Source organism: Pseudomonas sp. 2725, assembly GCF_050434585.1.
Taxonomy (GTDB): Bacteria; Pseudomonadota; Gammaproteobacteria; order Pseudomonadales; family Pseudomonadaceae; genus Aquipseudomonas; species Aquipseudomonas jessenii.
In genome coordinates this window covers 592519-610863 of sequence record NZ_JBNDIV010000001.1, presented here as the reverse complement: position 1 = coordinate 610863, position 18345 = coordinate 592519, and the positions used below count along the sequence as shown (strand labels likewise).

Genomic DNA, 18345 nt, shown 5'->3' with positions numbered 1-18345 from the left:
GTTTAGCGGTGTTTAGGCCAGTTCAGCCACAACCGACGCCAGTGCCTTGGCTGGATCCGCCGCCTGGCTGATCGGACGGCCGATCACCAGATAGTCGGAACCGGCATCCAGCGCCTGACGTGGCGTCAGAATGCGGCGCTGATCGTCCTGGGCGCTGCCCGCCGGACGAATCCCCGGAGTCACCAGTTGCAGCGACGGGTGCGCCGTTTTCAGTGCCTGGGCTTCGAGGGCCGAGCACACCAGGCCGTCCATCCCGGCTTTTTCCGCCAGGGCGGCCAGGCGCAGCACCTGCTCCTGGGGCTCGATGTCCAGGCCGATGCCCGCCAGGTCTTCACGCTCCATGCTGGTCAACACGGTCACGCCGATCAGCAGTGGTTTAGGACCGGTGCGCTGATCCAGCACTTCACGGCACGCAGCCATCATGCGCAGGCCGCCGGAGCAATGCACGTTAACCATCCACACGCCCATTTCCGCCGCCGCCTTGACGGCCATCGCGGTGGTGTTCGGGATGTCGTGGAACTTGAGGTCCAGGAACACTTCGAAACCCTTGTCGCGCAGGGTGCCGACGATTTCCGAGGCGCAGCTGGTGAACAGTTCCTTGCCGACTTTGACCCGGCACAGCTTCGGGTCCAACTGATCGGCCAGCTTCAGTGCGGCGTCACGGGTAGGGAAATCCAGGGCGACGATGATGGGAGTCTGGCAGGCGGACATGAGTGGGCTCTCAGGCAAGTCGAAATCGGCGCGCATTGTAGCGGAACCAGCGCCGCTGCGGGACCCGATGATCGGTAAATCGTCGCGACGGCTCAGGCAAGACTAGCCCTTGAGGCCATTGTGTCGAGTTCGATACACACACGACACGCCCGCAACACCCAGGCCCGCTACCCTCGGCAACCGCAACGGGTCCCTACAACAGCGCTTCCCGCCTCAGGGCCGGCGATCTTCACCCCGTGCCTGGGTGGTGCTCCAGTCGATCAACAGGCTGTAGGCCACCGCCAGCAATGTCGGGCCGATGAACAGGCCGATAAAGCCAAAGGCAATCAACCCGCCAAACACCCCAAGCAGCACAATGACCAGCGGCAGGTTGCCGCCACGGCTGATCAAGTACGGTTTGAGCACGTTGTCGACACCGCTGATGATGAATGTGCCCCAGATCCCGAGGAATATGGCCATCCCGTACTCGCCTTTCCAGACCAGCCACGCGGTTGCCGGAATCCACACCAGCGGCGGGCCCATCGGGATCAGGCTGAGCATGAACGTCACGATGCCAAGCACCAGCGCACCCGGTACGCCGGCAATCAGGAACCCGATCAGCGCCAGGATCGCCTGGGCCGCCGCAGTGCCGATCACACCGTTCACCACCCGTTGTACCGTGCCCGCCACCAGCTCAATGTAGTAGCCGGCCCGTTGACCGATCAGCCGCTCCAGCAGTGTGTGTACAAATGCCGCCAGGCGCGGCCCGTCACGATAGAAAAAGAATACGAAGACGACGCTCAGGGTCAGTTCGAGAATACCGCCGCCGATCTGCGCGCTGCGCGCCAGCAACCAGTTACCCACCTGCCCCAGATAAGGCTTGAGCGACACCATCATCGCCGCGCCCTGCTCATCGATACTGTTCCAGATCCCTACCAGCCGCCCGCCCACCAGGGGAATCGAACCCAGCCACAGCGGCGCTTCGGGAAGCCCCTCAACCTGTGCATCCTTGATGAATGCCGTGGCATCGCGCACATGATCGGCAAGGTTGAAACCCAGCCACACCAAGGGTGCCGCTACCAACACCATCCAGCCCAGCGTCAGCAATGCCGCCGCCAGCGACTCGCGGCCATTGAGCCAACGGGTCAGCAAGCGCATCAGCGGCCAACTGGCAAACGCCAGGACCGCGCCCCAGAACATCGCCGACCAGAACGGCGCCATCACCCAGAAGCTCGCGCCGAACAACGCCACGAGCAGGATCTGCACCAACAGGCGATCGTTATTGATCATCAAAAGTCTCGAAAAAGTCAGTCAGCAAAAGAGTAGGCGAACGCGACGTACACGCTCGCCCGGTACAGCCTAGCGCAATAGCTCGATGTGCAGGCCAGAGCCTTCGGCACTACCGGTTTCCAGCCGCGCGGCACGCACGCCCTGGCCAATCAGGGCCTGACGCCAGGCTTCGGCGTTCGCTCCGGAAATGCTGACCCGCAAGGTGGTATCCAGATTCAGTCCGCGAGAAATCAAGCGGAGCCAGGTCTCGTCAGGTGCGCTGTTCAACGTGGCGAAATCGAGCTCGCCGGTGCTCTTGAGTTCACGCAGCAAGGTCGCGGAGGTCGGTAACAACTCGCCCAGCGGTGTCGAAGCCTCGAACTGTTCGACATGCAGGTAGGCTTTGCGATTACCTCGGGTGATGCTGTACAGCGCAACGAGCGTGTTGTCCCTTGGAGCAGCAAGTCGCAGCAACAAATAGGCTTGCTGATCGTCGGCGCCGTACAGCTTCGCGTTGCCAAAGACCTGGTTGGCCCAGAGGCTGCTTTCACCGCAATCGCGCGCCTGGCACCAGAAGAGCAACCCGGCGTCCTGCTGTTGCAAAGCCTCGCGGGCAGCGGTGAACGCCTCGATGGATGAATGCTCCGAGGGTAATTCGTAGGTCACCGAAGTGACGTTGCCGCGGGCACTGACCTGGCCGTCGAATCGTAACTGGCCACTGATTTTACGGATCGAGCCCAACGGGTAGATCCGCTCCAGTTCGGCGGCGGGGCGATAGTCGACAATCTGGGCGTCGACCATGCGCGGCACTATCGGCAGGTCCTGACTGCCCGGAACATCGGCGGCGAATAACAAGGGACTGAAACTGCACAGCACCAGCAAACTGAATGAACGCATGGATAGACTCATCGGATCAGCATGGCCTGGGCGCCCTTGATAATACTGGCTTCATCGGCGCGTTTCGGTACTTGCAGGCCACGCTGCACCGCCGGCCGGTCCTCCATGGTTGCCATCCAGCGTTGCAACGCCGTCAAGCCTTCCACCGAGACGCCCGACCACTCGTAGCCGCGCACCCAGGGAAAGGTGGCAATGTCGGCAATGCTGTACTGATCGGCGAGGAACTCCACGCTTTGCAACCGCGTGTCGAGCACTTCGTAGAGGCGACGGGTTTCATGCTGATACCGGTCGATGGCACCCTGGAGTTTTTCCGGAAAGTAGCGGAAGAACACGTTGGCCTGGCCCTGCATCGGGCCGATGCCCCCCATCTGGAACATCAGCCACTGCAATACCAGCGAACGCCCCTTCGGGTCCGATGGCATCAGTTTGCCGGTCTGTTCAGCGAGGTAAATCAGGATGGCGCCTGACTCGAACACGGCGAAATCGCCATTGGCGCGGTCGACAATCGCCGGAATCCGGCCATTGGGGTTGATCTTGAGGAAGTCCGCGGACTTCTGCTCCTTTTTGTCGAAACTCAAGGCATGCACCGTGTAGGGCAGGCCGAGTTCCTCGAGCACGATAGAGACCTTGTGGCCATTCGGGGTCGCAGCGGTGTAGAGATCTATCATGGTTGTCTCCCTTTTCAACCCGCCAAGCCTCGACAGTTGCCCGGCGCAAGTCAAGGAATGGCGAAAAACCGATTGAAACAGTCTGCGACAAGATCGGCACCAGACTCATCATTGAGGTGCAAATGGTGGCCGCCTGGCAGCTGTTCCCGGCTAAAGGGTAGACGCTCCAGCAACTCTGAGTGTTTGGCGAGCATGCCGTCGGCGGCAACCACCAGTGTTGCAGGACACTTGACCCGCTGGACGAAGGCCATGGCCTGTTCGGTGGTAAGGCGCAACGGCGATGGCAGTGTGAGGCGATTGTCAGTGCGCCAGGTGTAACCGCCCGGCACCGGCATCAGGCCACGCTGCGCCAGCAGTTCTGCGGCCTCGCGGCTGACCGCCACCAGGCCTTTCATGCGCGCTTCGACGGCTCGGTCGAGGGTGTCGTAGACCGGTTTGCGCTTTTCCCGCAGATCCAGTTGCGCCTGCAGGGCCATGCCCATGCGCTCGGCAGCGTTTTCACCTTTGTCTGTAGGAGGAATGATGCCGTCGATCAACGCCAGGTGGGTAACCCGCTCGGGCATCGACCCGGCGATGATCAACGAAGCAATGGCGCCCATCGAATGCCCCATCAACGCAAACTTCTTCAGCCCAAGCTGTTCGGCGACTTGCAGCACGTCGTGGGCATAGTCCCACATGGCGTAGCCGGCTCCCGGCGGGCGATGCCCGGAATGACCGTGACCGGCCATGTCCAGGGCGATGATGCGCAGGCCTTTAAGCTTCGGCGCCAGACGGGCAAAACTGTTGGCGTTGTCCAGCCAGCCATGCAGGGCAATGACCGGCAATCCGTCTTCAGGACCGAACAGGTGCGCCGCCAGTTCGATATGCGGCAGGCTCAGGCGGACCTCTTCGACGACGTGGTTCATGCGCAATCCTGTTGTCGACGGCCGTCCCAACCGTAGAACAGGCCTTTGAGCATGTCAGCGGTATCAAGGGGACGTTCGAGCGGAAACATGTGGCCGCCAGGCATGGTCAACGACTCGCCCAACGGCAGGCGGTCGACCGAACTGGCGTGATGGCGCATCACCACGCGGCTGTTGTGCCCGCGTACCACCGCCAGCGGCACTTGCAACTGCCGGGTGCTGCCCGGGCTGGTGTGCGGCACACCGCGATAGATGCTGATTTCCGTGGCCGGGTCGAACCGCAGGCGCAACTTGTCGCCGACCTGATGCAAGCCGTGTTGCAGGTAGGCATCGAAACATTCCGGGTCGAAGCCACGAAACAGGGTTTTTCCGGCGAAATACTTCCGGGCGCTTTCCAGGTCGGCGAATTCTTCACGGCGGCCCAGGGTACGCCCGGCCGGGGTCAAGCGGTCGATGAAACCAAAGCGTTTGGCCGCCCGTATGACCCATTGATCGGTCCGGGTCAGCACTGGCGAGTCGAGCATCACCACCCCGCGATACAACTCGGGGCAACGCAAGGCCGCATGCAGGTGCAACACGCCACCGAAGGAGTGACCGACGCCCCACACGGGTTCGGCCTGTTGTTGCAGGTGATGGATCAGCTCATCCACCAGGTTGTACCAATTGTCGTCCGCCGGGAAACGCGGGTCGTGGGCGTGCTGCTCCAGATGCGTCACCTGAAACTCGGGTGCCAGCGCCGCAAACAACTTGCCGTAGGTCCCCGAAGGAAATCCATTGGCGTGGGCGAAAAAGATCTGTTGCGACATACCTGCAAATCCATGAGCGAGAACAGGCGTAGATTGTCCGCAAGACCGCGTCCTACAGCAATGACCGTAACTGACAGGAATGATGACAGTCCGGTCAAAGCTATGGTTTTGGTTCAACGCGTCGGCGGATTCTCCCCCAAGGGCACCACTGCCATGGTCAGTCGCGACACACAACTGGCCTTGCCCTCATCGCTGGTCAACCGAATATCCCAGACATGGGTCGTGCGGCCGATGTGGATCGGCTTGGCCACCGCCGTCACCCGTCCGCTGCGCAGGCCGCGCAAATGGTTGGCGTTGATTTCCAGGCCCACGCAATAGAATTTGCTGGCATCGATGCACAGGTAGCTGGCCATCGAGCCGACCGATTCGGCCAGCACCACCGAGGCACCGCCATGCAGCAAGCCGTAAGGCTGATGGGTGCGGTGATCGACGACCATGCTGGCGGTCAGGGACTCATCGTCAAAAGCTTCGAAACGGATGTCCAGCACTTCGCCGATGGTGTTTTTCTGGATTGCGTTCAACTGCTCGATGTTCGGGGTGGTGCGCCACAGGCTCATCGCAGAGTTTCCTCGTTGGTTTTGTTCGTGGATCAATCCTGCCACAGCACCGCTTCGCTGCGCTCGCTCCATTCCTCAAAGCGTTCACCGTAAGCCGCTTCGATCACGTTGCGCTTGATCTTCAGGGTCGGGGTAAGAAAGCCGTTTTCCACGGCCCAACTGTCCTTGACCACCACCAGGCGCCGAAGTTGTTCATGCTTGTCGAGGGCACCATTGACCTCCTCCAGCAGTTTTTCCAGGCTCGAATGCAAACCGGCGCGCGCGGCCCCGCCGGCATCCTGCTGGCCGACCGCCGACAACACGCACAACCCCAGCGGCGCACTCAAGCCATCGCCCACCACGCAGACCTGTTCGATGCGCGAATGCACGGCCAGGCGATTTTCAATCGGTGCCGGCGCCACGTACTTGCCTTTGCTGGTCTTGAAGATTTCCTTCAGGCGCCCGGTCAGGCGCAGATTGCCTTCGGCGTCCTCCTCGCCCTTGTCGCCAGTACGCAGAAAGCCGTCCTCGGTAATGGTGTCGGCGGTTTTTTCCGGTTCCTTGTAATACCCGAGCATGGTCGCACCACTGCGCACCATGACCTCCCCCGTCTCGGCGATCCGCACTTCGACTTCCGGACACGGCTTGCCGATCCAGCCCGGTTTGTTCTGGCCCGGCAGGCCGATGTGGGAGTAGCCGCAACTCTCGGTCATGCCGTAGACCTCCAGCACGTCCAACCCCAGTTTGCGGTACCACTGCAACAAGGTCTGCGGTACCGGAGCCGCGCCGGACAACGCGATGCGCAGCGCATCCAGCCCCAACCCGGCGAGGACTTTATGCCCGACCCGTTTGCCGATGATCGGCAGGCCGAGCAGGAAGTCGAGACGTTTTGCCGGGATCTTGCTGTACACGCCCATCTGGAATTTGGTCCAGATGCGCGGCACGCCAAACAGTGCGGTCGGGCGCGCACGGCGCAGGTCGGTGAGGAAGGTATCGAGGCTCTCGGCGAAAAACACCGTTTGGCCGGTATAGATCGATGCCAGCTCGACGAACATGCGCTCGGCAACGTGGCACAGCGGCAGGTAGGACAACAGCCGGTCCGACTCGTTGAGACCGAACAACGCAGTGCCGCGGGTGGTGGCAAACCCCAGAGTGCCGAAGCTGTGCATCACACCCTTGGGCATGCCCGTGGTGCCGGACGTGTAAATGATGGTCGCCAGTTGATCGGCGTCGGGCTTGGGATTGTCCTGGATGGGCGAACTGCGTTGCAGGTCGTCCCAACTGAAATCAAAGTCGCCGGGAGGATGCAGGGGCAGGCTGATGGTCGGCAGGTCGGGGCTGACACCACGGGACATACCTGGCCAGTCGTCGAGCTTGCCGATGAATGCCAGCGCTGCTTGCGAATGTTCGAGTACCTGGGCAACGGTCTCGGCGGTCAGGTTTGGGTACAACGGCACCGACACATGCCCGGCCATCCAGATCGCGAGATCGGCAACGATCCAGTGCGCACAGTTTTTCGAGATCAGGGCGATATGGCTGCCCTGCGGCAGTTCCCGCGCTCGCAGCCAGTGGGCGGCGCAGCGTGCTTGATGACCGACGTCCGCCCAGGTCAAGGTCTCGACCTGGCCGCCCCCGACAGGCTGGACCAGAAAGCGCTGGCGGGGATGACGAGCCTCACGCTCGTAGAAAACGTCCAGCGGCAAACGAAAAGCAGCAGACATGCGACTCGCTCCTGTGATTTTGGTCTGGAGCAAGCGTAGTCAACCAAGCAAGTGCTTGGTTGACTATTTCATACAAAACTTTCGGGTTATGACGTACCTGTGGGAGCGTGGCTTGCCCGCGATGCAGGCTCCGCGGTTTATCAGGCATGACCGAGTCGATGCCTTCGCGGGCAAGCCACGCTCCCACAGAAAAGCGGTGTTACGGATGCTTGATGCTGTCGAGTTTCATTGACCCGACCAGCAGCTCTTCACCCTTGAGCTCCGCCAGACCGGCAGTGCTGACCCTTTCCGGCGGATGTCCGGCACCATGCTGCAGGTAGCTCAGCAGATTCCCCACCAGCGGGTTGTGACTGACCAGCAAAACGTTGCTTACCGCGACCATCTGTTCGGCCACCTTGTCCGGCTCCGTGTCCGGTGTCAGCCACTCGACGGTGCGGATTTCCGGTTCGAAACCCAATGCGTCTCGTACCAGATGCGCTGTTTCCTGCGCTCGCAGGTACGGGCTGGCGTAAATGCCGGTCAGTGGCTGACCCATCAGCTCTGCGGCGATTTTCAATACTTCCTTACGACCGTTATCCGTCAATTCCCGCTCCGAATCGTGGGGGCGGGAGCCGTGTGGTACAGCTTCACCATGACGCAATACCCAGAGTTTCATAGCTTGGGTTCCTCATCTCGGGCCGGATGCGGTGCCGGTGCCACGACATGCGGCGCCTCACCTTCCGGTGTACGCGGCGTCGGCCAGTCGGCGAACGGCCAGGGCTTCTGGTCGCTGTGAAAGCTGCCGAAACGACCGATCTGCGCCAGAAACTGGCTCAGGCTGTCGCCGAAATTCATCAAGCTGGCGCTTGGGGCGCCATAGAACAAACGATAGATCAACTGCACCAGCACGACGGCGCCGAGGATGAACTGCGCCACTTGCCACACCAGCACGAAGAGGATCATCCACAGCACCCGCAGCAGGATGGACTCGTACTTGGCTTCTATTTTTGGATCGTTCATGCGCAACTCCCTGCTTTTCTGGCAAGCGTGATTAGTTGAAACCACTGGTGGAAATAAAGTCGACGTCGGTTTTCGGCTCGCCACGCATTAACAGACCGATGACCTGCTCCAGCGTGCGCCCCTCGAACAGGATCGCGTGCAGCCCGGCGACCAGCGGCATGTACACGCCAACCTCCTGCGCCTTGGCCTTGAGCACTTTAAGGGTATTGACCCCTTCGGCGACTTCGCCCAGGCGCGTGACCGCCTCGTCCAGGCTCAGGCCCTGGCCGAGGGCGAAGCCGACCTGATAGTTGCGGCTCTTGGGCGACGAACAGGTCACGATCAGATCGCCCACGCCGGCCAGCCCCAGGAAGGTCATCGGGTTGGCACCCTGGTTCACCGCGAAGCGGGTCATTTCCGCCAATGCCCGGGTAATCAGCATGCTCTTGGTATTTTCTCCCATGCCCAGCGCAACCGCCATGCCGGCGATGATCGCGTAGACGTTTTTCAATGCTCCGCCCAGCTCCACGCCGAAACGATCGGCGCTGGCGTACACACGAAAGGTGCGCCCGTGCAGCGCGGCCTGAACCTGCTGGCAGAGTTCTTCGTCTTCACTGGCGACCACCGTGGCGGTCAGCGCGTGCTCGGCGATTTCACGGGCCAGGTTGGGTCCGGACAGGACGCCGATGCGCGCCTGCGGGGCGATCTCTTCGAGGATCTCGCTCATCAACTTGAACGTGTGGGCTTCGATGCCTTTGGTCAGGCTCACGAGCATTTTGCCGCTCAAACGTTCGGCGTGCGGCACCAACACCGAGCGCAGCGCACTGGAGGGCAATGCGACGAAACACAGGTCGCAGGCGTCCAGGGTGGCTTGCAGGTCAGTGACCGGTGTGACGCCGGGCAGAATCTTGATGCCTTTGAGGTAACGCGGGTTCTCGCGATTGACCCGAATGGCCTCGGCCTGTTCGGGGTCACGCATCCACTGAAGGACCTGATGCCCGTTCTCGGCCAGCAGATTAGCCACGGCGGTTCCAAAACTTCCGCCTCCCAGGACCGCAATCGGGCGCTGTTCAGTCATATGCAATCCGTTAATCCATACCAGTGGCGATGTCGGCATTATACGGGGCAGTCCATCGACGGCCAGCCCCGACATCAAATACCTGCACCCGTAGGAAGAAGACCAATAAAACCGAGGAAAATGCAGACATCGTGAATGGAAAAGTCATTCGGCTCGGTTAACATGCGCGCCAACAATCACTGACAGGGATGTGTTGTGTCTCCGGGCTCTCCTTCACCGCATTCACCTCTGGTACTGGCGCTGATTTTCAGCTCGCCGGCGCTGGCCGACGACTTGTTCCTGGACAGCGAACCGCTGCCGCAAGTACTCACCGCCACGCGCCTGAAGCAGTCGCCGGCGGCCGTGCCGGGAAGCATGACGGTGATCGACAGTGCCCTGATCCACGCCAGCGGTGCCCGTGACATCAGCGAACTGCTGCGCCTGGTACCGGGGATGATGGTCGGCAACATCAGCGGCAATCAGGCGACGGTGAACTACCACGGCACCAATGCGAATGAAGCGCGGCGCATGCAAGTGCTGATCGACGGGCGCTCGGTGTATCGCGCCGGCCTGGCCACCGTGGACTGGAGTGACATTCCGGTGGCCATGGAAGACATCGAGCACATCGAAGTCTTTCGCGGACCGAATACCGTCAGCTACGGCGCCAACGCCCTGATGGCGGTGGTCAACATCATTACCCGGCGCCCGGCCGACAGTCACGGCACGCGCATGAAGGTCACCCGGGGCCAGCGCGGCATCAACGACTTTTACGCCAGCCAGGGCCTGGGCTGGGAGGATGGTGACATGCGCCTGTCCCTGTCCGGCCAGCAAGACGACGGCTTCGACACCGACCGAACCGGCGCTGACTACCATGACAGTCGTCGCCTCGAGCGTTTCAACCTCACTGTCAGCCAGAGCCTCGACGAACGGCAAAGCCTCGATTGGCAATTGAATGCCAAGGACGGCACCAACCAGCGGCCCTATACCTACCGGCCGGTGTTCCCGGGAATTACCCGCGCCGGCGACGACTCCGACGTCACCGCCAAGGACTACGCCGGGTCATTACGCTGGAATCTGGACGTCAATCCCGACCACAGCCTTTACATCCAGGGTTCGGCCCAACACTGGGATCGCCAGCAAACCTGGCGCGCCTGCGATGCAGAAGTTTCGTTCAGCCCGCAGCTGACCGAACTCTGGCAGTTGAACCCGAACTACACCGAGCGCCTGGCCCGCAATATCACGCGTTTCATCGGCTCTGGTGCGCCGGCCGGCACGCCCGCCGAGCAGGCGCTGGCCAACCAGGTACTCGATCAATGGCGCAACGGCGCGAGCCAGACCGTTTGCGGCGACATCGACCAGAGCACCCGGGAATCGCGCTACGACCTCGAACTGCAGGACACCCTGAGCCTTGCCGATAACCTGCGACTGGTCAGCGGGATGAACTATCGTTACGACCGGGCGGATTCCGAGACCTACTTCAATGGCACTCTCGATGACAGGATCTGGCGAGCGTTCGGCCAGTTCGAGTGGCGTGCCACCGAACACTGGCTGCTGCAAGGCGGCGCCATGTTCGAGGACACCCGGTTGACCGGTAGCTCGCTGACACCTCGCATGGCAGTCAACTACCTGATCAACCCGCGCCACGGCTTGCGTGCGGTGTACTCCGAGGCCATCCGCTCACCGGACATGTTCGAGAACAACGTCAACTGGAGTTATCAGGTCACCAACCTCAAGCCCGGTGCGTTTGGCCAGTCCAGCGCCCGTTATTTCGTCAAGACCCGCGGCCCCGGCGACCTTGATCAAGAGCACATGCGCTCCCGGGAACTGGGCTACAACGGCTATTTTCCCGAACCGGGGCTGGCGCTCGACGTGAAGCTGTTCCACGACGAAATCACCGGCATGATCAGTGAGCCGCTGCGCAACAATCAGTACATTGCCAGCAATGCCAACAAGGCGCGCTTTTCGGGGGTCGAAACCCAGCTCGACTGGCGTGTCGGCAGCCTCGATCGCCTGCGACTGACTTATGCCTACGTCGATACCGATGCCAGCAATCCGCTGGATGCCAGGCAGACTGCAAGTAACAGTGGTTCGGCCGGATGGCTGCGCGATTGGGGCCAAGGCTGGAACAGTGCGCTTTTCTATTATGGCGATGACGCCCTCAACGGCTACCGCTTCGAACGGGTCGATGCGCGCATCGCCAAACGCATCGCCTTGGGCAAGGCCAGCCTGGAACTGGCCGGGGTGCTCCAGCAACGGCTGGACAATCAACCGACCACCTTCATCGACAATAATTATGACCAGCGCCAGGTGATGTATTTCAGCGCCGAGCTGGAGCTTTAAGATGCCGAATCGCCCGGCCTGCAGAATGCCGCCCCTGGGTCGGCTGCTGGCCATACTTTGCCTGCTGACAAGCGGCCTGCTGGGCAGCCTGGCGAGTAACGCGGCCGACATTTTGCTCACGGGGGCCGAAGACAGCCCCGGTGTGCGGGCGTTTACCCAGGCCCTGAGCGAGTTGCGACCACGCGATAACGTACGCTTCCAGACGCTGGCCAAAATGCCGATACCGGACAAGCTGCCGGAAAACATCCGCTTGATACTGCTCGACCTGCCCAGCCTCGACTGGCGCCTGCAAAACGCCCAGGGCCCGGCGACTCTCGTATTGCGCATCAGCCGCCTGCAAGCCCGGCAACGCTTGAACAATACGTTGCCTGCGCGCCTGTGCCTGCTATGGAGCGATCCACCACTGGATCGCCAGTTGCGCTTGACCCGCACGCTGTTGCCACAAGCCAGACGCATCGGCGTGCTCTACGACACCCACAGTGAATTCCTGTTGAATGAGCTGCGTCAGGCCGCCCTCCCCCTGGGTCTTGAGATCGTCACCCAGCGCTGGGACAACATTCACGACAGTCGTCCATTACAGGCACTGCTAAATAACAGCGACGTGTTGCTGGGACTTGACGATGCCGACCTGTACAACCCGCAAACCGCAAAGAACCTGCTGCTGAGCAGCTATTCGCGGCAAGTGGCCCTGATCGGACCCAACGCCGGATTCGTCAAGGCCGGAAGCCTGGCCAGCACCTATAGCGATCAGAGCGACTGGCTGGCGGTCCTCGACGAATTGCTCGACCGGCCACCAGCCACTTGGCCGCGCACGCACTATCCCCATCGATTCAAGGTCGCGAGCAACCCGCAAGTCGCACGTTCATTGGGTATCGAACAGATAAACGAAGCGTCTGTCGCCACACTGCTGGCTGAAGGAGAACGCCGTCCATGAGCTTGCGCCGTCGCTGGGACATCAACACTCGCACCCAACTGATCAGCCTCGGCCCTGCACTGCTGCTGACCTTGTTGCTGATCAGTTTCTTCACGTTCGTGCGCATCCAGGATCTGCGTCAGGAAATCTCCCACACCGGCCAGTTGATCGCCAATCAACTGGCCCCGGCCACCGAGTACGGCGTGATTTCGGGCAACATCGAAGTGCTCGAAACCTTGCTCAAGGCAACGCTGGCCACGCCCAACGTGAGTTTTCTGGAAATCCAGGACAGTGCAAACCGGGTTCTGGTGTACGTCGAACAACCGAGCGAACACCACAATCGCGCGCAACAGCTCGAAGTGTTCCAGGCACCGATACGGCTCCAGCGTATCGCGTTGCACAATGATTTTTTCCAGAGCAGCAAAACCGCCACTGCCGCCCCCACCGAGGACTACCTCGGTCGGGTGATCGTCGGGCTGTCCAACGATGCCTTCAGCCGGCGCCAACAGGAAATCGTGCTCAAGGCCGCCATCCTGGCGCTGTTTGCCCTGCTGTTTACCTTCATCGTGGCCCGCCGCCTGGCGGGCAGCCTGTCGAAACCGATCCGTGATATCGGCAATGCGGTCAAGGCGATCCAGGACGGCGATTACAACACACCGCTGCCCATTGTCGACGACACCGAGCTGGGGGCGCTGTCGCAACACATCAACAACCTCGCCAGCGGTCTCGAGCAGGCCAGCCGCGAACAGCATCAGGCCATGGCGCAGTTGATCCAGACCCGCGAAGAAGCGGAAAAGGCCAACAACGCCAAATCCGATTTCCTCGCCATGATGAGCCATGAACTGCGCACGCCGATGAATGGCGTACTGGGCATGCTGCAGTTACTGGAAACCACCGACATGACCGAGGAGCAGGTGGAGTATGCGGCGCTGGCCTCCGAATCCACCGAGCACTTGCTCAAGGTCATCAACGACATCCTGGATTTCTCGCGGATCGAACGTTCAGAGCTGGAACTGGAGCACATTGCGTTCAACCTCACCGACCTGATCGGCAGTTGCGCCCAGTCGTTCCAGCACAGTGCCGCGCAACGCGGTCTGGACCTGCAACTGATGATCCCCGACGACATGCGCGGTTTGCAGGTCAAGGGCGACCCGACGCGTATCCGTCAGATACTGGTCAACCTGGTCGGCAATGCGCTGAAGTTCACCGAGCAGGGCCGCGTCACGATCGAGGCGCAGTGGCAGTCGCTGGACCACGAGTTGCTGTGGTTTACCTGCACCGTGCGCGACAGCGGCATCGGCATCCCGGCGCAAAGCCTGGAATTGATGTTCAACGCTTTCCAGCAGGCCGACAGTTCTATTTCAAGACGCTACGGCGGTACGGGGCTGGGCCTGCCGATTGCCCGTACCCTGGCCGAACGCATGGGCGGCACCTTGCGCGCGCAAAGTGAGGAAGGCCGCGGTTCGGTGTTCACCCTGGAAATTCCCCTGGCATTGCACCAGCAGACACAACCACTCCTACCCCCTCGCGCGCAATCGCGCAACAGCAACGGCGAAGGACGCAATGTGCTGTTGGTCGAAGACAACCCGGTCAACCAGACCGTCATCGAAGCCATGTTGCGCAGCCTGGGCTTCAAGGTCAGTGTCGCTGCCGACGGCGCGCAGGCGGTACGCAGCGCCGAGAGCCTGATCTTCGAAGCGATCCTGATGGATTGCCGCTTGCCGATCATCGATGGCTATGAAGCCACCCGACAAATACGCAATCTACCCGGTTGCACCGACCTGCCGATCATCGCCCTGACCGCCAATGCCTTGCAGGGTGACCGCGAAGCCTGTCTGTCGGCGGGGATGAACGATTACCTGGCCAAGCCGTTCAAACGGACTGATCTGCAGCAAATTCTTCAGCGTTGGGTGCAGTAGTACAGGCCTTTCGACCATCTGCGACTGGCGTGAAAGGCGAAAGTGCGGCAGTCTTAGTCACCCGAACAGGCCCGAAAAGGGGCTTGAATAATAATTTCAGTGCACAAGTGTACATTCATGTCCTTGGTGCTGTGACTTTCACCACAACGCAATAGTCTATGAGTAGGCTGCCGGTTCGAGGCATGAACGCTTCGATCGGCCGGGAAGATTTGCCCCACCTGCCGCATGGGACTATTGAGGAGCTCGCATGACCAAACAAAACGCCTTTACCCGGGAAGATCTGCTGCGCTGCAGTCGCGGTGAGCTGTTCGGCCCTGGTAACGCGCAACTGCCCGCCCCGAACATGCTGATGGTTGATCGCATCACCCTGATCAGCGAAGAAGGTGGCAAGTACGGCAAAGGTGAGTTGGTCGCCGAGCTGGATATCAATCCGGACCTGTGGTTCTTCGCCTGCCACTTCGAAGGCGATCCGGTGATGCCGGGCTGCCTGGGCCTCGACGCCATGTGGCAACTGGTCGGCTTCTTCCTGGGCTGGCAAGGCCTGCCGGGCCGTGGCCGTGCGCTGGGTTCGGGCGAAGTGAAATTCTTCGGCCAGGTCCTGCCGACCGCCAAGAAAGTCACCTATAACATTCATATCAAGCGCGTCCTCAAGGGCAAGCTGAACCTGGCCATCGCCGACGGTTCGGTCACTGTCGACGGTCGCGAAATCTACACCGCCGAAGGCCTCCGGGTCGGCGTGTTCACCTCCACTGACAACTTCTAAGGGTTATCCGCATGCGCCGCGTCGTTATCACTGGTCTGGGCATCGTTTCTTGCCTGGGCAATGACAAAGAGACCGTCTCCGCTAACCTGCGTGCAAGCCGCCCTGGCATCCGGTTCAACCCGGAATATGCCGAAATGGGTCTGCGTAGCCAGGTTTCCGGCTCCATTGACCTCAACCTTGAAGAACTGATCGATCGCAAGATCTATCGCTTCGTCGGCCACGCGGCAGCTTATGCCTACCTGGCCATGAAAGACGCCATCACTGACTCCGGCCTGACCGAAGAGCAGGTTTCCAACCCGCGTACCGGCCTGATCGCCGGTTCCGGTGGTGCATCGACCTTGAACCAGATGGAAGCGCTGGACATCCTGCGCGAGAAAGGCGTCAAGCGCGTCGGCCCATACCGCGTAACGCGGACCATGAGCAGCACCGTTTCCGCTTGCCTGGCCACTCCGTTCAAGATCAAGGGCCTGAACTACTCCATCGCTTCTGCCTGCGCCACCAGTGCTCACTGCATCGGTACCGCCATGGAACAGATCCAGATGGGCAAGCAGGACATCGTCTTCGCCGGCGGCGGTGAAGAAGAGCACTGGAGCCAGTCGTTCCTGTTCGACGCCATGGGCGCCCTGTCCAGCAAGCGCAACGACAGCCCGGAAAAAGCTTCCCGTGCCTACGACGCTGACCGTGACGGTTTCGTCATCGCCGGCGGTGGCGGCATGGTCGTGGTTGAAGAGCTGGAACATGCTCTGGCCCGCGGCGCGAAGATCTACGCGGAAATCGTTGGCTACGGCGCGACCTCCGACGGCTACGACATGGTTGCCCCGAGCGGCGAAGGCGCGATCCGCTGCATGCAGCAGGCGCTGTCCACCGTCGACACCCCGATCGACTACCTGAACACCCACGGCACTTCGACCCCGGTCGGCGACGTCGCGGAAATGAAAGGTGTGCGTGAAGTGTTCGGCGACAAGGCTCCGGCCATCAGCTCCACCAAGAGCCTGTCGGGTCACTCCCTGGGCGCTGCCGGCGTTCACGAAGCGATCTACTGCATGCTGATGATGGAAGGCAACTTCATTGCCGGCTCCGCCAACATCGACGAGCTGGACCCTGAAGTGGCCGACCTGCCGGTGCTGACCAAGACCCGCGAAAACGCCACCATCAACACCGTGATGAGCAACAGCTTCGGTTTCGGTGGCACCAACGCCACTTTGGTACTGAAGCGCTGGGAAGGTAAGTAATTTCCCTCTGCTGAGTCGCACATGAAAACGCCCCGACTGGTTCGGGGCGTTTTTTTTGGCCTCAAAGAATTCGACACCACAACCATTGTGGGAGTGAGCTTGCTCGCGATGAGGGAGTGTCAATCGACATCATTGCTGTCTGACCCACCGCCATCGCGAGCAAGCTCGCTCCCACAGTTTCAGTGCTCGACACTGGATTTGTGGTGCCTTCAACATGAAACGTTTGTCATGAAACTTAACGCCCTGCGACTGAATGTCGCGGATTCCGCGGGCTGCAGGACTGTTTCCATTTTTGCAAAAAACCGTTACCAAACTCAGTTATTTACTTAGCAAGCTAACAAAACATATAACAGAGTCCTGCACACGCCTTGCTGCAGATAACAGAGATTGGAGCTAGCAGATGACTGTAAAAGTAACTGAACGCGACGATTCACATAAATCCCACGAGGGTGTAGCCGCCGGTATCCGGATCTGGGACGTGCATCAACAAGACCTGCTGGTCGGGATGTTCCACTCCGAGATCGACGCGCAAAACTACAGGGCCGAACTGGAAATGCTCGAGCGCAACCGCGAGCTCGCAACCGGTTGAAGACAGACTCCACCACCATGCAGCCTGCCCCTTCCCGCACGGGCAGGCTGCAACCGGAGCACGCGGCTCAGGCAATCTGAATGGCCGCTAAATGAAGGGAGTCGTCGATCACCACCGAAGGAACAACACCGACGATCCAGCCCGCCTCAAGCTTCACCACCTCGCACTCACCATCGCCCATGCCGTCATTGCGGACGGCAAACTGAAGCGAAGATAGATGACGCTTGCCGTCATCGAAGTCCATGCCACAGGCGATCAGGAAATCGATTTTGGCCCCCGCCAGTTCAACCTCCTTGTCCCGTTCACCGTCTTTCAACACCGCATAATCGAGGCACAAGTTGATACCGAATGGGCAACCCACTACAAGACTATTAATAAATATTCCTTCATAGCCACCAAAGTAACTGTGCTCGGCCTGTACACTACTGACCTTCTTTACCCGTACCACAATCTCATCGAACAACTTGAAAAACCAGTACCCGTCTTCCGAGCCTACATGTCTTCCAAAATCGATGCCTGACACATAACGCTTCGGCCACATCGACATCAGCGGCATGTCGACCTCGTATTCCTTATTGGAAATTGTGAGCACATAATTAATGACATCGTAATAGCTCGACTCCCCCTCTCCCACCTTGATCAGCGTCGCACAACTTCCTGCCAATAAAACGATCTTGCCGTAGCGCTCCACTGGCAGATCACTTATCAACAGCGTCACACACTCGGTCACCTTCGTCAGGTAAGCAGAGTTCAGTTCGTGAAGTTCCTGTTCATTACGGACTTCGTGCCAGGGAATGTTCCAGAAAAACTCAGGCAGGGTTACGAAAACGCACGCGGGCCTGCCGTGATCGTCGCGAGCAGCTTTCGCAGCGATCTTGATCTTTCGGCGCACAAGCTCCGCTCGTGTGACAAGCTCGTCGTCCAGATAGTCGTGAATGGATTGATCGGGTTGTCGCGGCTGTGAAAGCTGCGATTTAAAAGTAGGTTGGCGTAACGAGGCGATACTTACCAGCATTGACAATATCCTTATTCATTTAATTTCATTCCATTAGTTCTCTCCCCTGA

Annotated in this window: 18 protein-coding genes; 6 read left to right on the top strand and 12 right to left on the bottom strand. The window is 60.3% G+C overall.

What is annotated here, in order from left to right:
* Positions 1–12: 12 nt before the first annotated feature.
* The 11 genes from pyrF to ABIE16_RS02810 form a co-directional block, all read right to left on the bottom strand.
* Entirely contained in the window at positions 13–711 is a 699-nt protein-coding gene (gene pyrF, locus ABIE16_RS02860; RefSeq protein ID WP_173677935.1) for an orotidine-5'-phosphate decarboxylase, read from the bottom strand.
* A 213-nt stretch (positions 712–924) separates the two neighbouring features.
* Positions 925–1980 carry an AI-2E family transporter gene (locus ABIE16_RS02855; RefSeq protein WP_090457260.1) on the bottom strand — a complete coding sequence of 352 codons (1056 nt, stop codon included), beginning with the start codon at positions 1978–1980 and terminating at the stop codon, positions 925–927.
* Positions 1981–2049: 69 nt separating this feature from the next.
* Entirely contained in the window at positions 2050–2856 is an 807-nt protein-coding gene (locus tag ABIE16_RS02850) for a DUF4892 domain-containing protein (RefSeq protein ID WP_090457262.1), read from the bottom strand.
* An 8-nt stretch (positions 2857–2864) separates the two neighbouring features.
* On the bottom strand, positions 2865–3524 hold the full coding sequence (locus ABIE16_RS02845; RefSeq protein ID WP_090457264.1) for a glutathione S-transferase family protein: 660 nt from the start codon (positions 3522–3524) through the stop codon (positions 2865–2867).
* A gap of 50 nt (positions 3525–3574) precedes the next feature.
* Positions 3575–4429 carry an alpha/beta hydrolase gene (locus ABIE16_RS02840; protein WP_429520537.1) on the bottom strand — a complete coding sequence of 285 codons (855 nt, stop codon included), beginning with the start codon at positions 4427–4429 and terminating at the stop codon, positions 3575–3577.
* Complete coding sequence (locus ABIE16_RS02835) at positions 4426–5232, bottom strand: alpha/beta fold hydrolase (protein WP_429520536.1); 807 nt, start codon at positions 5230–5232, stop codon at positions 4426–4428. The genes ABIE16_RS02840 and ABIE16_RS02835 overlap by 4 nt, the downstream gene beginning before the upstream one ends.
* 113 nt (positions 5233–5345) lie before the next feature.
* Positions 5346–5789, bottom strand: coding sequence for a hotdog fold thioesterase (locus ABIE16_RS02830; protein ID WP_090457267.1), 444 nt, complete (start codon positions 5787–5789; stop codon positions 5346–5348).
* Positions 5790–5821: 32 nt separating this feature from the next.
* Positions 5822–7489 carry an AMP-binding protein gene (locus ABIE16_RS02825; protein WP_218494368.1) on the bottom strand — a complete coding sequence of 556 codons (1668 nt, stop codon included), beginning with the start codon at positions 7487–7489 and terminating at the stop codon, positions 5822–5824.
* Between the two features lie 199 nt (positions 7490–7688).
* Positions 7689–8144 carry a phosphohistidine phosphatase SixA gene (sixA, locus tag ABIE16_RS02820; protein ID WP_349735087.1) on the bottom strand — a complete coding sequence of 152 codons (456 nt, stop codon included), beginning with the start codon at positions 8142–8144 and terminating at the stop codon, positions 7689–7691.
* Entirely contained in the window at positions 8141–8488 is a 348-nt protein-coding gene (locus ABIE16_RS02815; RefSeq protein WP_057713666.1) for a DUF4389 domain-containing protein, read from the bottom strand. Before ABIE16_RS02815 ends, sixA begins: the two co-directional genes overlap by 4 nt.
* A gap of 31 nt (positions 8489–8519) precedes the next feature.
* Complete coding sequence (locus tag ABIE16_RS02810) at positions 8520–9545, bottom strand: NAD(P)H-dependent glycerol-3-phosphate dehydrogenase (protein WP_057713665.1); 1026 nt, start codon at positions 9543–9545, stop codon at positions 8520–8522.
* A 195-nt stretch (positions 9546–9740) separates the two neighbouring features.
* Between ABIE16_RS02810 and ABIE16_RS02805 the strand changes: the two genes are divergently transcribed.
* The 6 genes from ABIE16_RS02805 to ABIE16_RS02780 all read left to right on the top strand — a co-directional run bounded on the left by ABIE16_RS02805 (position 9741) and on the right by ABIE16_RS02780 (position 17280).
* The gene (locus ABIE16_RS02805; protein WP_429520535.1) at positions 9741–11864 is read left to right on the top strand and encodes a TonB-dependent receptor plug domain-containing protein; all 2124 of its coding nucleotides are present in this window, start codon (positions 9741–9743) and stop codon (positions 11862–11864) included.
* A 1-nt stretch (position 11865) separates the two neighbouring features.
* The gene (locus ABIE16_RS02800) at positions 11866–12798 is read left to right on the top strand and encodes an ABC transporter substrate-binding protein (RefSeq protein WP_429520534.1); all 933 of its coding nucleotides are present in this window, start codon (positions 11866–11868) and stop codon (positions 12796–12798) included.
* Positions 12795–14696 (top strand): ATP-binding protein, encoded by a 1902-nt coding sequence (locus tag ABIE16_RS02795; protein WP_429520533.1) that lies wholly within the window; start codon positions 12795–12797, stop codon positions 14694–14696. The genes ABIE16_RS02800 and ABIE16_RS02795 overlap by 4 nt, the downstream gene beginning before the upstream one ends.
* Before the next feature lie 247 nt (positions 14697–14943).
* Positions 14944–15459, top strand: coding sequence for a 3-hydroxyacyl-[acyl-carrier-protein] dehydratase FabA (gene fabA / locus ABIE16_RS02790; protein WP_003227150.1), 516 nt, complete (start codon positions 14944–14946; stop codon positions 15457–15459).
* 11 nt (positions 15460–15470) lie between these two features.
* Complete coding sequence (gene fabB / locus ABIE16_RS02785) at positions 15471–16691, top strand: beta-ketoacyl-ACP synthase I (protein WP_218494362.1); 1221 nt, start codon at positions 15471–15473, stop codon at positions 16689–16691.
* Between the two features lie 400 nt (positions 16692–17091).
* Positions 17092–17280 carry a hypothetical protein gene (locus ABIE16_RS02780; protein WP_057713661.1) on the top strand — a complete coding sequence of 63 codons (189 nt, stop codon included), beginning with the start codon at positions 17092–17094 and terminating at the stop codon, positions 17278–17280.
* Positions 17281–17347: 67 nt separating this feature from the next.
* On the opposite strand, the gene ABIE16_RS02775 is transcribed toward ABIE16_RS02780, so the two are convergent.
* Positions 17348–18295 carry a hypothetical protein gene (locus ABIE16_RS02775; protein ID WP_429520532.1) on the bottom strand — a complete coding sequence of 316 codons (948 nt, stop codon included), beginning with the start codon at positions 18293–18295 and terminating at the stop codon, positions 17348–17350.
* Positions 18296–18345: the final 50 nt, after the last annotated feature.